Raw genomic sequence first — 13,972 nt, 5'->3', positions numbered from 1 at the left:
TGCTCAGACCTGGGGCGCTCCCCGCTTCCGGAGCATCCCGTTCATCAGGTCGATCTCGGCCTTCTGGCCGTCGACCATCGAGCGGGCCAGCCGTTCCACGTGGTCGTGGTCCGTGCGCGCCAGGACGGCCTGGGCCATCGACACCCCGCCCCGGTGGTGGGCGATCATGAGCTGCAGGAACAGCGCCTCCGCGTCCTCGCCCCGGGCCGTCTCCAGCCGCTTGAGCTGCTCACGGGTGGCCATGCCCGGCATCGTCCCGCCCCCGCCGTGACCGCCGTGCCCGGACATCCAGCGCATCGCCCCGCCCGGGTCGACCTTCGGCGCCTCCCACAGGTCCAGCCAGGCCGTCATCATGCCGATCTGCGCCGACTGGGTGTTGATGATGTCGTAGGCCAGCAGCCGGACCTCCGCGTCCTCGGTGGCGTCGCGCACGAGGAACGACATCCGCACCGCCTGGGCGTGGTGCGTGCTCATGTCGCGGGCGAAGCCCGCCTCGGCGCTGTCGGGCCCCGGGGTGTCGGGGCCCGACAGGGACAGACCGGCCACCGCCGCGGCGACGGCGGCGACCAGCGCCGCGAGGATCAGGGAGACCCTGCGTCCTCGCGGCTGCCGGTCCGGGGCGGCCTCGGTCAAGGCGTGTCCTTGCCGCCGGAGCAGGCCGCGCCGGGCTCGGGCGTCTGCGGGCCCTTCACGTACGCCTTGAGGAACTCGCCGATGCGCTTGTCGTCGGCCTTGTCCACCTTGACCTGCTTGCCCCAGGCGGTCAGGGCGATCGGGGAGCTCTGGCCCTGCACGGGGCTCAGCAGGGTGTAGTCGGTGCCCTCGACGCGGTTCTTGAGCTTGTCGACGTCACCGGCGGACAGCCCCGGGCGGTAGGTGATCCAGACCGCGCCGTGCTCCAGCGCGTGCACGGCGTTCTCGTTCTTGAGCGGCTGGTCGTACACCCGGCCGTCGCAGTTCTGCCAGATGGCGCTGTGCGGGCCGCCCATGGGCGGATTGGTCTCGTAGGTGACCGGGGTCTCGACGTGGGTGCGTTCCAGGCCGTCCTTCTCGACCAGCCCGGCGATCTTCTCGGCGGGCTTGAACGCCTGCCAGCCGGCGAAGCCGATGGCGGCCACGACGATCACGCCGATCACGGTGAAGAAGGCGATGGTGCCCCAGGGCGGGCCGCTCTGGGTCAGCGGGTTCTGGCGGTTGTTGCGGTTTCTCGCGCTCTTGGACATGGGTGCTCCCTGAAGGTGACGACTGGAGGACGACGGTCGTACGGCCGACGGGCCGCACGGCGGCGCACGTCACAGCCGCAGCACCTGGAGGACGGCGAGCGAACGGGACCGGGGGATCGCGGCGGACGGCGGGCCGAGCGTCCACCCGAACCGGCGCGGACGCACGGCGGCGGGACGCGGCGCCGAGGCCAGCGCCAGCACCATCAGCGTCAGCAGCACCGCCAGGGAGAGGCACACGTCGTCCTGCGGCGGCCCCGGCAGGTCCAGCGGCAGGTGGGCCCGGTCCGGCCCGAGGAGGACCGACCCCGCCGCCGGGTCGTCGGCGGAGGCCGCGGCGTGGACCACGCACAGCGCGTACGGCGGGGCGTGGCCGCCCATCCCGTAGCTGAAGGCCACCCCGGCGAGCGCGAAGAGCACGACGAGCATGCCCGCGACCCCATGGGGCACACGGCCACGCATGCCGGTCACTCTCACGCCGGTCACTCCCGCGGGCTCTCCGAGTCGGAACGAAGGGGGACATTTCCCGGACCCTTGAATAGCACAGGAACGGGCTTGGTCGATCCCCCTGAAGTCCGATTCGCCCCGAACCTTGTGGGGACGCCCGAACCATCCTCGCGACCCATCGGGTCCGCTTCGCGAGGCCACCAGGATGGGGTGATGCGGGGGAGAACGAGGGCCGGCCTGGTGACGGCGACTTTGGGACAGGTCGTCCTCATGATCGGGACACTGATGCTGTACCGCTGGGCCCGACATCTGGTGGACGGCCGGCCGGAGGAGGCGATGGCCCACGCGCGGGCCGTCTGGGACCTGGAGAGGGCCCTGTTCCTGCCCGACGAGGCCGCCCTTCAGGACCGGGCGCTGCGCTGGGACGGCTGGGTGACGACCGCCAACCACTATTACGTCAAGGTCCACTTCCCGGCGACGGCCGTCTTCCTGGCGTGGATCTGGTGGCGGCATCGGGACGCCTGGCCCCGGGTCCGGGCGGCGATCATCCTGTCGCTCGCCTTCAGCATGGCGCTGCACGCCCTCTACCCGCTGGCCCCGCCGCGCCTGCTCCCGTCCGCCGGGATGATCGACCTGATGAACGTGTACGGCCCCAGCGCGTACGCCCATCCGCCCGGCGAGGGGCTGTCCAACCAGTTCGCGGCCATGCCCTCCATGCACGTCGGCTGGGCCGTGCTGATCGCCTGGGGCGTCGTGCGGTACGGCGGCGGGCGGTGGCGGTGGGCGGCGGTGGCCCACCCGGTGGCGACGACGCTGATCGTGGTGCTGACCGCCAACCACTACTGGCTCGACGGCATCGTCGGCGGGGCGATCATCGCCCTGTGCCTGTGGCTCACCCTCCGGCTGGAGTCCCCGGCCCGCTGGAGGCCCGCGTCCGTCGCCGCGCCGGCCGAGGGCGCGGCCGCGGAGAGATAGCCTCGAACACATGTCCAGCGTCGATCCAGCGCAGGCCGAGAGCCTCTTCGACGAGCCCGCAGACGAGCGCGCCCGGCGGCCCGAGGCCGCCGGCGTCCCCGAGGCGCAGCGGCCGTTGGCCGTCCGGATGCGGCCCTCGGGCCTGGACGAGGTGGTCGGGCAGGCGCATCTGCTCGGCCCCGGCACGCCCATCCGTCAGCTCGTCGACCGGGACGTGCCGATGTCGCTGGTCCTGTGGGGCCCTCCCGGCACCGGCAAGACCACCCTGGCCTACGTCGTCGCCGGGGTCACCCGACGGCGTTTCGTGGAGGTCTCGGCCGTCAGCGACGGGGTCAAGCGGGTCCGCGCCGAGATCGACCTGGCCCGGCGCGAGCTCGGCATGACCGGCAGGCAGACCGTCCTGTTCGTCGACGAGGTCCACCGCTTCAACAAGGCCCAGCAGGACGCCCTGCTCCCCGCCGTGGAGAACCGCTGGGTCTCCTTCATCGGCGCCACCACGGAGAACCCGTTCTTCTCCGTGATCAGCCCGCTGCTGTCCCGGTCGCTGCTGCTCACCCTGGAGCCGCTCGGCGAGGACGACCTGCGCGAGGTGGTCCGCCGCGCCCTGGCCGACGAGCGGGGTCTCGGCGGCCGGGTCGAGCTGACGTCCGAGGCCGAGGACCACCTGATCCGGCTGGCCGGGGGCGACGCCCGCCGCACCCTCACCTACCTGGAGGCCGCCGCCCTGGTCGCCGCGGACGGCGAGGCCATCGGCGTGGACGTCCTGGAGAAGGCGGTGGACCGCGCCGCCGTCCGGTACGACCGCGAGGGCGACCAGCACTACGACGTGATCAGCGCGTTCATCAAGAGCATCCGGGGCAGCGACGTGGACGCCGCGCTGCACTACCTGGCCCGGATGCTGGAGGCGGGGGAGGACCCCCGGTTCATCGCCCGGCGGCTCATCGTGCACGCCAGCGAGGACATCGGCATGGCCGACCCGACCGCCCTGCAGACCGCCACCGCCGCCGCGCACGCCGTGGAGTTCGTGGGGCTGCCCGAGGCCCGGATCAATCTGGCCCAGGCGGTCATCCACCTGTCGCTGGCGCCCAAGTCCAACGCCGTGATCACCGCCATCGGCGAGGCGATCGGCGACGTCAAGAAGGGGCTGGCCGGTCCCGTGCCCGCCCATCTGCGCGACGCGCACTCCAAGGGCGCCGCCAAGCTCGGACACGGCGTCGGCTACCAGCACGCCCACGACCATCCCGGCGGGGTCGTCCGGCAGCAGTACGCGCCCGACGCCGTGGAGGGCCGCCGGTACTACCGTCCGACACGCCACGGCGCCGAGGCCAGGTTCTCCGACGTGCTGGAACGCATCCGCGCCGTCCTGCGCGGTCGTGGGGACGACCGAGCCCCGTGACACCCCGGGGCGGGGGCGGTCCTTCGTCCCTGCGACCGGCTAACCTGCGGATGGGGCAGGACGGCCGACGCGGGACCGGCACATACCGCCGGCGGGTGGGGCGGGACGGCGGACGCGGGACCGGCGCACCCCGCAGGCGGGTAGAGCGGGACGGCCGGCGCACCCCGCACGGCCGGAAAAGCGGGTTCGGCCGGCACGGGTACCCACGGTATGGTCTTGCGAAACACCGCACCTGGCCCGAAGACGGACGGCGACGCGAACGGACACCCGGATGCTTACTGGTGGCGAGCTGGCGGCCCTCATCGTGGCCCTGTTCTGGGCCATCCTGGTCTCTTTCCTGGCCTACGCCCTCCTCCGGCTGGCCCGGCTCCTGGGCGAGACCGCCGAGCTGGTCGGCGACCTCACCGACCAGGCGGGCCCCCTGCTGGACGACATGGCCGGCACCGTGCGACGCGCCAACGAGCAGCTCGGCCGCACCGACGTGATCACCCGGCAGGTCGCCGGCGTCACCCAGAACGTCTCGGCGGTCACCACGGTGATGTCGACGGTGTTCGGCGGCCCCGTGGTCAAGGCGGCGGCCTTCTCCTACGGCGTGCGCAAGGCGCTGGGCAACCGGGCCGCCGAGCGGCCGCCCGCCCGGCCCGAGCCGCCCGCCCGCCGTGCCCTCCGTCAGGCCTCCGGCAAGGGGCGCCGGTGAGATGAGACGCATGTTCTGGCTGGTCGTCGGAGCCGGCACCGGGGTCTGGGCGACCCGCAAGGCCACCCGCGTGGCGCGGCGGCTCACCCCGCAGAGCCTGGCGGGCCGGGCCGCCGTCGGGGCCCTCGGCGCCGGCGACCGGATGCGGGCCTTCGCCCGCGACGTCCGCGACGAGACCCTCGCCCGCGAGGCGGAGCTGCGCGAGGCCATCGAGATGGACCGGCACCCCCCCGAGCCCGAGGGTTCCCGGCCCCGCCGGATCCTCCGAGCGCCCTACACCGTTATCGACGAAGACAAGGATGGCCACTGATCATGGAGTCGGCAGAGGTCGCACGCCGTTTCCTCACGTTCTTCGAGGAGCGGGGGCACACGGTCGTGCCCTCGGCCAGCCTGGTCGCCGAGGACCCCACCCTGCTGCTGGTCCCCGCCGGGATGGTCCCGTTCAAGCCGTACTTCCTGGGCCAGCGGACCCCCCCGTCGCCGCGGATGACCAGCGCCCAGAAGTGCGTGCGCACCCCGGACATCGACGAGGTCGGCAAGACCACCAGGCACGCCACGTTCTTCCAGATGCTGGGCAACTTCTCGATCGGCGACTACTTCAAGGAGGACGCCGTCCCGTTCGCCTGGGAGCTGCTGACGCGCTCCGAGGCCGACGGCGGGTTCGGCTTCCCCGAGGAGCGCCTGTGGGTCACCGTCTACCTCGATGACGACGAGGCCGCCGACCTGTGGCACCGCAAGGTCGGCGTGCCCACCGAGCGGATCCAGCGGCGCGGGCTGGCCGACAACTACTGGCACATGGGCGTTCCCGGGCCCGGCGGCCCGTGCTCGGAGATCTATTACGACCGGGGCCCCGAGTACGGCCGTGAGGGCGGCCCGGTCGTCGACGAGGACCGCTACCTGGAGGTCTGGAACCTCGTCTTCATGCAGGAGCAGTTGTCCGCGGTCCGCACCAAGGTCGACTTCGACATCTCCGGCCCCCTGCCCGCCAAGAACATCGACACCGGCATGGGCCTGGAGCGGATGGCCGCCATCCTCCAGGGCGTCGACAACATCTACGAGACCGACACCCTCTGGAAGGTCCTCGACCGCGCCGCCGAGCTGACCCACTCCAAGTACGGCCGCGATCGGCGCGCCGACGTGTCGCTGCGGGTCATCGCCGACCACGTGCGCGCCGGGACCATGATGGTCGCCGACGGGATCATGCCCGGCAACGAGGGCCGCGGCTACGTGCTGCGCCGCATCCTCCGCCGCGCCATCCGCAACCTGCGGCTGCTGGGCGGCGAGGACGCCGGGCTGATGCACGACCTGACCGCCGTCGCGGTCGGCGCGATGGGCGAGCAGTACCCTGACCTCGTCCGCACCGCCGCCAACATCCACACCGTGATCGACGCGGAGGAGGAGAGGTTCCTGCAGACCCTGCGCACCGGGACCGCCATCTTCGACGCGGCGGTGGAGGAGACCAAGCGCTCCGGCCGCCCCACCCTCGCCGGGACCCAGGCGTTCACGCTGCACGACACCTACGGCTTCCCGATCGACCTCACCCTGGAGATGGCCTCCGAGCAGGGCCTGACGGTCGACGAGGACGGCTTCCGCCGGCTGCTGAACGAGCAGCGGCAGCGCGCCAAGGCCGACGCGGCCGCCAAGAAGACCGGCAACCTCGACGTGTCCGTGCTCGGCGACCTCCTCGACCTGTCCGGCGGCAGCGTCGACTTCACCGGCTACAACGACGTCAGCGGCGAGGCCCGGCTGGTCGGCCTGCTGGTCGACGGGGTCTCCGTCCCGGCGGCCGGCGCGGGCACCGAGGTCGAGGTCGTCCTCGACCGCACCCCGTTCTACGCCGAGGGCGGCGGCCAGCTCGCCGACCACGGCCTCATCCGGCTGGGCAACGGGGCCGAGATCGAGGTTCACGACGTGCAGGCCCCGCTGTCCGGGCTGATCGTCCACCGCGGGAGGGTCCGCAGCGGCGAGGCCCAGACCGGCGACGCGGCGTTCGCCGAGATCGACGTGGAGCGGCGGCGGGCGATCTCCCGCTCCCACACCGCCACCCACATGGTCCACGCCGGGTTCCGGCGGGCGCTCGGCGAGTCCGCCGCCCAGGCCGGCTCGGAGAACTCGCCCGGCCGCTTCCGGTTCGACTTCACCAGCACCGGCCCCGTCTCGCCGACCATGCTGCGCGACGTCGAGGACGAGGTCAACGAGGTCCTGGTCAACGACCTGGACGTGCGCGCGTTCCACACCTCCATCGACGAGGCCCGCGCCATGGGGGCCCTCGCCCTGTTCGGCGAGAAGTACGGCGACGAGGTCCGGGTCGTCGAGGTCGGCGACTACTCCCGCGAGCTGTGCGGCGGCACCCACGTGGCCCGCTCCGGGCAGCTCGGGCTGGTCAAGGTGCTCGGCGAGTCGTCCATCGGCGCGGGAGTCCGCCGGGTCGAGGCACTGGTCGGCATCGACGCCTTCCGCTTCCTGGCCCGCGAGAGCGTGCTGGTCGCCCAGCTCACCGAGCAGCTCAAGATCCGCAAGGAGGAGCTGCCCGAGCGGGTCTCCGGGATCGTCGGACGGCTCCGCGAGGCGGAGAAGGAGCTGGAGCGACTGCGGTCCTCGCAGGTGCTGGCCGTGGCGGGGTCCCTGGCCGATGGCGCCGCGGACGTCGGCGGCGTCGCCTACGTGGGGCACCGCGCCCCCGACGGCACCGGCGCCGACGACCTGCGCAGGCTCGCCGTGGACGTGCGCGGCCGACTGGCGGCCCGGCCCGCCGTCGTGATGGTCACCGGAGTGCCCAAGGACCGGCCCGTCGTGGTGGTCGCGGTCACCGAAGGCGCCCGCGAGCGCGGCCTGAAGGCCGGCGCGCTGGTGGGCGTGGCGGCCAAGACGCTCGGCGGCGGCGGAGGCGGCAAGGACGACCTCGCCCAGGGTGGCGGGGCGAACCCGGCCGCCATCGGCGACGCGCTCGCCGCCGTCGAACGGGCAGTCGGGTCCGCGTGATCACGAACCGCGCTCGGCGGCATGGCCGTATTGTTCGGTATGTGGCTGGATCTTGTGCCTTCGGGAATCCGGCGGACCGGTCGCCGGCCCCGCCCCGCCGCCGGTCCGGCGGAGGGGTGAGGCGGCCGTGAGGCCCGGGGCCCGCCTCGGCGTCGATGTGGGCAGCGTCCGCATCGGCGTCGCGCGCAGCGACCCCGGCGGCGTGCTGGCCACCCCCGTGGAGACCGTTCGGCGCGGCAAGGGCGACCTGGACCGCCTCGCCGAGCTGGTCACCGAGTACGAGGCCGTCGAGGTGATCGTCGGCCTGCCCACCTCCCTGTCGGGCCGCTCCGGCCCCGCCGCCGCCGAGGCGCGGCGGTTCGCCGAGGCGCTGGCCGCCCGGCTGACGGACCGGCTGCCCGCCGACGGCGTCCGGCTGTACGATGAGCGGCTCACCACCGTCACGGCGGAGACCGGTCTGCGGCAGTCCGGGGTGCGCGGCCGCGCACGGCGGCAGGTGGTCGACCAGGCCGCCGCCGTGGTGTTGTTGCAGGCGGCGCTCGATGGGGAACGCCAGACGGGACGCCCGCCCGGCGAGACCGTCCGAGGACGCTCATGAATGATCTCGACCTCTTCGAAGAACCCGGCCATGGAGCCCCCGCCGACCGGCCACAGGCCCGGCGCGGCCCCGAGGGGGCGGCCCGCAAGCGCCGGCGCCGCCGGCGGATGAACGGCCGCGCCGCGGTGATGTTCTCCCTGGCGTTCCTGGTGGCGGTCTTCGGTGGCGGCGGGCTCCTCGGCCTGGCCGCCCTGGAGAAGAGGCTGTCCACCCCCGACTACACGGGGGAGGGCGCCGGCCGGGTCACCGTGCAGATCATGGAGGGCGACACCGGCCAGGCCATCGGCCGACGCCTGGAGGACGCGGACGTCGTCAAGAGCAGCAAGGCCTACGTCCGGGCCGCCAACAAGGACTCCCGGTCGTCGGAGATCCAGCCGGGCTACTACGCGATGCGCAAGCGGATGTCGGGCACCGCCGCCTTGGCCCTGCTCCTCGACCCCAAGTCCCGCGCCGGCAACCAGATCATCCTCCCCGAGGGGCTGCGGGTCTCCCAGGTGATCAAGGAGCTGGTGAAGAGGACCGGCATCCCGAAGGAGGAGTACGAGGCCGTCGTCGCCAAGCCCGAGGCGCTGGACCTGCCCTCTTACGCCGACGGCGAGGTGGAGGGCTACCTGTGGCCGGGTCGCTACGACCTGGATCCCGAGGGCACCGCGGAGTCCATCCTCAAGACGATGGTCGACCGGTTCAAGAAGGTCGCCGACGACATCGGCCTGGAGGAGCGCGCCCGGGAGGCGAACCTCGAGCCGCAGAAGGTGATCACGATGGCCAGCCTCATCCAGGCGGAGAGCGGCAGGCCCTCGGATATGCCGAAGATCTCCCGCGTCATCTACAACCGGTTCGAGCACGACCCCCCGATGTACCTCAAGTTCGACAGCACCACGCTGTACGGCCTGAAGAAGTTCGGCATCGTGGCGAGCAACGAGGACATCAAGTCCAAGAGTCCGTACAACACCTACAACACGCGGGGCTGCCGCCCGGCCCGATCTCCAACCCGGGCGAGAAGGCCATCGATGCCGTGTTCGAGCCCGCCGAGGGACGTGGCTGTTCTTCGTGGCGACCGACCCGAAGAACAAGATCACCGAGTTCGCCACCACGGACGAGGAGTTCACACGGCTCCGCGACAAGCTCAACGACTACCTGCGCGAGAACGGCGGCGGATGACCGGCCATCTCCGCGCGACCAGGGCGGCGGTGCTGGGCAAGCCGATCGCGCACTCGCTGTCGCCGGTGCTGCACCGGGCCGCGTACGCCGCGATGGGCCTGACGGGCTGGACGTACGAGGCCGTCGAGTGCGACGAGGAGGGCCTGGCGCCCCTGCTGGACGGCCTGGGCGCCGAGTGGGCCGGGCTCTCGCTGACGATGCCGCTCAAGCGCACCGCCCTGAAGCTGGCCGACGAGGTGTCCGACCTGGCGTCGACGGTGGGCGGCGCCAACACGATCGTGCTGCGCGACGGCCGCCGGATCGCCGACAACACCGACGTGTACGGCATCGTCGCCGCGCTGACCGAGGTCGGGGTGACCGCGCCGCGCTCGGCGGTGGTGCTCGGCGCGGGGGCCACCGCCGCGTCCGCGCTGGCCGCGCTGCGCGACCTGGGCCTCGCCGCCGCGACCCTCGCCGTCCGCGACCCCCGCCAGGGCGGAGGAGACCCGCGCCGTGGGGGAGCGGCTCGGCCTCTCCGTCGAAGTGCTCACCCTCGCCGCGCTGCCGGACGCGCTGCCCGCCGACCTGGTGGTCTCCACCCTGCCGGGCACGGCCGCCGACCCGTACGCCGGGCTCGTCGCCCGGTCGGGGGCCGCGCTGTTCGACGTGGTGTACGCCCCGTGGCCGACGACGCTGGCCCGCGCCGTGGGCGACGCGGGCGGCACGGTGGTCGGCGGTTCCCGATGCTGCTGCACCAGGCCGCGCGGCAGGTGGCCATGATGACCGGCCGCCAGGACGTCCCGGTCGAGCGATGCGGGCCGCCGGGGAGGCCCAACGGCCTCCCGCGACGACCCGCACTGAGGATCCTCGTTCAGGCGGCGGTCGCCCCAGCGTCCGGACCGGGCGCGCATCGCGCCGCACCGTCCCACATCGCCGTCAGAACGAAGACCAGGACCGCGGGACGAGCAGGAGCAGCGGTTCGATCGCCACCCGAACCCCCAGATCATTCCGATGTCGAACCACCGTCGTCCCGGGGGCCGACATCACCACGGGAACGGCCAGGATGACCACGGCCACCCTCCCCGCCGCATGCGGCGCGGCCCGACCCGCCCAGTAGGCGAAGAACGCCGGCGGCAGCACACCCAGGAACAGCAGCCACAGATCGACGTACACGACCACGGCGCTCGCCACCCCGAACCGGATCAGTCGCCAGGAGCCCGCCAGTTCGACGGCCCGGCGGGTGTCGGTGGGCACGGACAGCAGCAGGGCGGACACCACCGGCAGGAGCATCTGGAGGGCGCTCCTGAACGCCGAGGGTCTGCCGGAGGCCCTCGTAGGCGCTGAGAAGCGTGTCGTCGGTGAGGCGAGGGTCGCGTCGACGGTCAGCGTCGCGACCAGCGCCCAGGCCGCGAGCGCGGCGGCCGGCGGGCCCCGCGCAGTGCGAGGACCAGCACCGCCACCGGAAGCGCGGCCGTCGCCGTGTACAGCGCGACGTCCGGCGGCTCGGCCCCGAGGGCCCCGATGGATCGCGGTCACGTGGACGACGGTCACCAGCAGCGCCCCCACGACGCCGGCCAGCGCGACCCCGTCCCGCCACTCCTGCGGGGAGGGCCGCAGCAGGCGCCGGAACCTGATGCGCAGGGCCCCGCCGAGGAGGTCGGCCGCGTCCCGGGCGGCCGGCCGCGTGCGCCGGAATCCGCCGACGCGAGCAGGACGCCCAGCATCTCCTCCTCGTGCCGGCTCCGGTGGTCGCCGGGTACCAGCGCAGCAGCCTGCGTATCGGTGTTCGAGTGCGCTCACGTCGAGTCTCCTCGATCAGACGGGGGAGGCGTTGGCGGCGGCCGGCCGCAGGGCGGCCAGGCGGCGGGCGGCGACCTCGGCGCGTCGGCGGAGTCGGTCGACCTCGGGCGACAGGGCGGCGGCGCCGTCCCGGGTGATGCGGTAGTAGCGGCGCAGCCGCCCTCGACGACCTCCTCGTGGTCCGGCGCCACCAGGCCGTCGGACTGGAGCCGGTCGAGGCGCGTAGAGCGTCCCGGCGCGCAGCGGGCCCGTCCGTCGAGATCCGGCCACGTCGTTGATGATCCCGTAGCCGTGCAGTGGCCGGTCGGGCCAGCTGCGGTCAGGATGAGGGAAGGTGGTTCCTGCATCGCACTGCTCATGAAACCCGTGTATATATATCGATCGTCGGTAGGTTGCAATCGCGCCAGGGCGTCGCGGTCTGTGACGCGCGCCCGAGGCGTCGATGCGGGTAGGGTGGACGAAAGAACTTGGATAGTCTTACTCGCTGACCGACCCGGAGGCTTTCGCCCCCGGTGGTGCTCAGTGGAGGCCATCCACCTGTCCGGCCGTTCAGGCTGGAGGGTCATCGGTTCCGGTGGGCGGTACGCGTCGCGAGGTCGACCGCGTGACCGTTCGCCGAGTCTCGGCGGGTGTCGTTCCGCCCGAAGCCGACTCGATTGGTTGGCCCCGCAGTGTTGAGTTCGTGCGGGGGCTTTTCGCATGAGAGCCCCCCGCGCCGGTCGGCACGAACCACGACCAGAAGTGACGGCCCCAAGGAGGTCCGAATCAGCGCCGAACCGCGTATCAACGACCGCATTCGCGTGCCCGAGGTCCGGCTCGTCGTCCGAACGGCGAACAGGTGGGCATCGTCCCCATCGTCAAGGCACTCGAACTGGCCCGTGAGTCCGATCTCGACCTCGTGGAGGTCGCGCCCCCGCGCGTCCCCCCGTGGCCAAGCTGATGGACTACGGAAAGTTCAAGTACGAGTCCGCGATGAAGGCACGCGAGGCGCGGCGTAACCAGGCGCATACGGTCATCAAGGAGATCAAGCTCCGGCCGAAGATCGACCCGCACGACTACGAGACCAAGAAGGGTCACGTGGTGCGGTTCCTCAAGGCGGGGGACAAGGTCAAGGTGACGATCATGTTCCGCGGGCGTGAGCAGTCCCGCCCCGAACTCGGCTTCCGGCTGCTGTCGCGGCTCCGAGGACGTCGAGGAGCTCGGCTTCGTCGAGTCGCGGCCCAAGCAGACGGCCGTAACATGATCATGGTCATCGGTCCGCACAAGAAGAAGGCCGAGGCCAAGGGCGAGCGCGCGCGCCGGCGAGCAGGCGCGCGCGCAGCCCGCGGCGGCCACCTGGGCCGTCGCGCGGACCTGAGGTCGTCCGGCGACGTCGTGCCCGGACCGTCCGTCATGACCGGGCCCGGCAGGGCGGGATCAGCACGATGCGCCGATGCGCGCCCCGATCACGCACGCCCCGCGCCCGGACGTCCAGAGGAGACGAATGCGAAGACCAAAGACCCACAGCGGTGCCAAGAAGCGCTTCAGGCTGACCGGCTCCGGCAAGGTGACGCGCCGCCGCGCCAACCGCAACCAGCGAGCAAGCCGACCAAGCGCAAGCGGCGCCTGGACGGCCAGTCGTGGTCGCCCCCGCCGACGCCAAGAACATCAAGAAGCTGCTTCGCAAGTAGCCATCACCTCGAACCTCGACATCCACGGCCGGGCCCACCGGATCCGGCCTCGCGCAAAGGAGAGTGACACGTGGCACGTGTGAAGCGGGCTGTCAACGCCGCCAAGAAGCGTCGGGTCGTCCTCGAGCGGGCCAGCGGCTACCGCGGCCAGCGGTCGCGGCTGTACCGCAAGGCCAAGGAGCAGATGCTCACTCGATGACCTACGCCTACCGGGACCGCAAGGACCGCCCAGTTCCGGCTGTGGATCCAGCGCATCAACGCCGCCGCCCGCGCCAACGGCATGACCTACAACCGGTCATCCAGGGCCTCAAGGCCGCCGAGCTGGAGGTCGACCGCGCGCTCGCCGAGCTGGCGGTCAACGAGCCCGAGGTCTCAAGGTCGAGCTGGCCAAGGAGTCGCTGCGGCGCAGGACTCCAAGGCCGCCTAGCATCGCCGGTCAGAAGGTCCCGGACGGGAAGTGCGGGAAGCATGGCGGGCCGTGAGCTGACGTCCATCCGGTCGCCCGGATGAAGTCGGCGCGCCGGCTCGCCAAGCGCACGTTCCGGCACCGTGAGCGCCGCTTCCTCGCCGAGGGGCCGCAGGCCGTGCGCGAGGCGCTGGAACTCCCGGGGTGCTGACGGAGCTGTTCACCACCGCCGAGGCGGAGTCCCGGCACGCCGACCTGATCGCGGCGGCCGAGCGCGCGGACGTGCCGGTGCTGCGGGTCAGCGGCGAGGTCATGGCCGAGTTGGCGCAGACCGTCACGCCGCAGGGCCTGCTGGCCGTCTGCGGCTTCGTCGACGTCCCCCTCGCCCGGGCGCTGGACCCCGCGCCCGGCTGGTCACCGTGCTCGCCCACGTCCGCGACCCGGCAACGCGGGCACCGTGCTGCGCACCGCCGACGCCGCCGGGTCGGACTCGGTGTTCACCGACGCCTCGGTGGACCCCTACAACGGCAAGTGCGTACGGGCCTCGGCGGGCAGTCTCTTCCACCTTCCCGTGGTGGTCGCCCCCGCTTCGACGAGCTGATCCCCGCGCTGCGGGACGGTGGCCTGACGGTGCTGGCCGC

The 13,972-nt window shown here is 72.6% G+C and carries 11 protein-coding genes and 6 pseudogenes; 12 read left to right on the top strand and 5 right to left on the bottom strand.

Annotation, left to right across the window (positions count from 1 at the left end):
- Positions 1 to 3: 3 nt before the first annotated feature.
- The 3 genes from DFJ69_RS00080 to DFJ69_RS00070 form a co-directional block, all read right to left on the bottom strand.
- The gene (locus tag DFJ69_RS00080) at positions 4 to 633 is read right to left on the bottom strand and encodes a DUF305 domain-containing protein (protein ID WP_116020579.1); all 630 of its coding nucleotides are present in this window, start codon (positions 631 to 633) and stop codon (positions 4 to 6) included.
- The gene (locus DFJ69_RS00075) at positions 630 to 1,223 is read right to left on the bottom strand and encodes a thioredoxin-like domain-containing protein (protein WP_116020578.1); all 594 of its coding nucleotides are present in this window, start codon (positions 1,221 to 1,223) and stop codon (positions 630 to 632) included. The genes DFJ69_RS00080 and DFJ69_RS00075 overlap by 4 nt, the downstream gene beginning before the upstream one ends.
- Positions 1,224 to 1,292: 69 nt before the next feature.
- A complete protein-coding gene (locus DFJ69_RS00070) occupies positions 1,293 to 1,682 on the bottom strand; it encodes a hypothetical protein (protein ID WP_170177488.1) in 390 nt (129 codons plus the stop codon).
- Positions 1,683 to 1,937: 255 nt separating this feature from the next.
- Between DFJ69_RS00070 and DFJ69_RS00065 the strand changes: the two genes are divergently transcribed.
- The 8 genes and pseudogenes from DFJ69_RS00065 to DFJ69_RS00030 form a co-directional block, all read left to right on the top strand.
- Positions 1,938 to 2,642 (top strand): phosphatase PAP2 family protein, encoded by a 705-nt coding sequence (locus DFJ69_RS00065; protein ID WP_170177487.1) that lies wholly within the window; start codon positions 1,938 to 1,940, stop codon positions 2,640 to 2,642.
- 10 nt (positions 2,643 to 2,652) lie between these two features.
- The gene (locus DFJ69_RS00060) at positions 2,653 to 4,038 is read left to right on the top strand and encodes a replication-associated recombination protein A (RefSeq protein WP_116020575.1); all 1,386 of its coding nucleotides are present in this window, start codon (positions 2,653 to 2,655) and stop codon (positions 4,036 to 4,038) included.
- 271 nt (positions 4,039 to 4,309) lie between these two features.
- On the top strand, positions 4,310 to 4,735 hold the full coding sequence (locus DFJ69_RS00055; RefSeq protein WP_116020574.1) for a DUF948 domain-containing protein: 426 nt from the start codon (positions 4,310 to 4,312) through the stop codon (positions 4,733 to 4,735).
- A 1-nt stretch (position 4,736) separates the two neighbouring features.
- Complete coding sequence (locus tag DFJ69_RS00050) at positions 4,737 to 5,045, top strand: DUF6167 family protein (RefSeq protein ID WP_116020573.1); 309 nt, start codon at positions 4,737 to 4,739, stop codon at positions 5,043 to 5,045.
- A 2-nt stretch (positions 5,046 to 5,047) separates the two neighbouring features.
- Positions 5,048 to 7,717, top strand: coding sequence for an alanine--tRNA ligase (gene alaS, locus DFJ69_RS00045; RefSeq protein WP_116020572.1), 2,670 nt, complete (start codon positions 5,048 to 5,050; stop codon positions 7,715 to 7,717).
- A 127-nt stretch (positions 7,718 to 7,844) separates the two neighbouring features.
- Positions 7,845 to 8,315 carry a Holliday junction resolvase RuvX gene (ruvX, locus tag DFJ69_RS00040; RefSeq protein ID WP_116020571.1) on the top strand — a complete coding sequence of 157 codons (471 nt, stop codon included), beginning with the start codon at positions 7,845 to 7,847 and terminating at the stop codon, positions 8,313 to 8,315.
- A pseudogene (locus DFJ69_RS35165) lies at positions 8,312 to 9,226 on the top strand (endolytic transglycosylase MltG); the annotation flags it as partial. The gene ruvX and the pseudogene DFJ69_RS35165, both read left to right, overlap by 4 nt.
- Positions 9,227 to 9,472: 246 nt before the next feature.
- Positions 9,473 to 10,290: pseudogene (locus DFJ69_RS00030) on the top strand (shikimate dehydrogenase); the annotation flags it as partial.
- Between the two features lie 101 nt (positions 10,291 to 10,391).
- Here DFJ69_RS00030 and DFJ69_RS35160 read toward each other — a convergent pair.
- Together DFJ69_RS35160 and DFJ69_RS00025 are read right to left on the bottom strand one after the other, a co-directional pair.
- Positions 10,392 to 10,745 (bottom strand): hypothetical protein, encoded by a 354-nt coding sequence (locus tag DFJ69_RS35160; protein WP_245973873.1) that lies wholly within the window; start codon positions 10,743 to 10,745, stop codon positions 10,392 to 10,394.
- Between the two features lie 525 nt (positions 10,746 to 11,270).
- On the bottom strand, positions 11,271 to 11,525 hold the full coding sequence (locus DFJ69_RS00025) for a hypothetical protein (protein WP_245973872.1): 255 nt from the start codon (positions 11,523 to 11,525) through the stop codon (positions 11,271 to 11,273).
- Positions 11,526 to 12,093: 568 nt separating this feature from the next.
- Here DFJ69_RS00025 and infC point away from each other — a divergent pair.
- From infC to DFJ69_RS00005, 4 pseudogenes are all read left to right on the top strand, one after another.
- Positions 12,094 to 12,464 (top strand): annotated as a pseudogene (gene infC / locus DFJ69_RS35150) (translation initiation factor IF-3); the annotation flags it as partial.
- 274 nt (positions 12,465 to 12,738) lie between these two features.
- Positions 12,739 to 12,925 (top strand): annotated as a pseudogene (rpmI, locus tag DFJ69_RS00015) (50S ribosomal protein L35).
- A 70-nt stretch (positions 12,926 to 12,995) separates the two neighbouring features.
- Positions 12,996 to 13,288: pseudogene (gene rplT, locus DFJ69_RS00010) on the top strand (50S ribosomal protein L20); the annotation flags it as partial.
- A 105-nt stretch (positions 13,289 to 13,393) separates the two neighbouring features.
- Positions 13,394 to 13,972 (top strand): annotated as a pseudogene (locus DFJ69_RS00005) (TrmH family RNA methyltransferase); the annotation flags it as partial.

It is taken from the genome of Thermomonospora umbrina (assembly GCF_003386555.1).
Taxonomy (GTDB): domain Bacteria; phylum Actinomycetota; class Actinomycetes; order Streptosporangiales; family Streptosporangiaceae; genus Thermomonospora; species Thermomonospora umbrina.
This window is presented reverse-complemented; position numbering and strand designations above follow the sequence as displayed.

Excerpts from the sequence above, each read along its gene's own strand:
- DFJ69_RS00075 (WP_116020578.1), bottom strand. The coding sequence starts at position 1,223 with ATGTCCAAGAGCGCGAGAAACCGCAACAACCGCCAGAACCCGCTGACC.
- DFJ69_RS00070 (WP_170177488.1), bottom strand. The coding sequence starts at position 1,682 with ATGCGTGGCCGTGTGCCCCATGGGGTCGCGGGCATGCTCGTCGTGCTC.
- DFJ69_RS00065 (WP_170177487.1), top strand. The coding sequence starts at position 1,938 with ATGATCGGGACACTGATGCTGTACCGCTGGGCCCGACATCTGGTGGAC.
- DFJ69_RS00060 (WP_116020575.1), top strand. The coding sequence starts at position 2,653 with ATGTCCAGCGTCGATCCAGCGCAGGCCGAGAGCCTCTTCGACGAGCCC.
- DFJ69_RS00055 (WP_116020574.1), top strand. The coding sequence starts at position 4,310 with ATGCTTACTGGTGGCGAGCTGGCGGCCCTCATCGTGGCCCTGTTCTGG.
- DFJ69_RS00050 (WP_116020573.1), top strand. The coding sequence starts at position 4,737 with ATGAGACGCATGTTCTGGCTGGTCGTCGGAGCCGGCACCGGGGTCTGG.
- alaS (WP_116020572.1), top strand. The coding sequence starts at position 5,048 with ATGGAGTCGGCAGAGGTCGCACGCCGTTTCCTCACGTTCTTCGAGGAG.
- DFJ69_RS35160 (WP_245973873.1), bottom strand. The coding sequence starts at position 10,745 with ATGCTCCTGCCGGTGGTGTCCGCCCTGCTGCTGTCCGTGCCCACCGAC.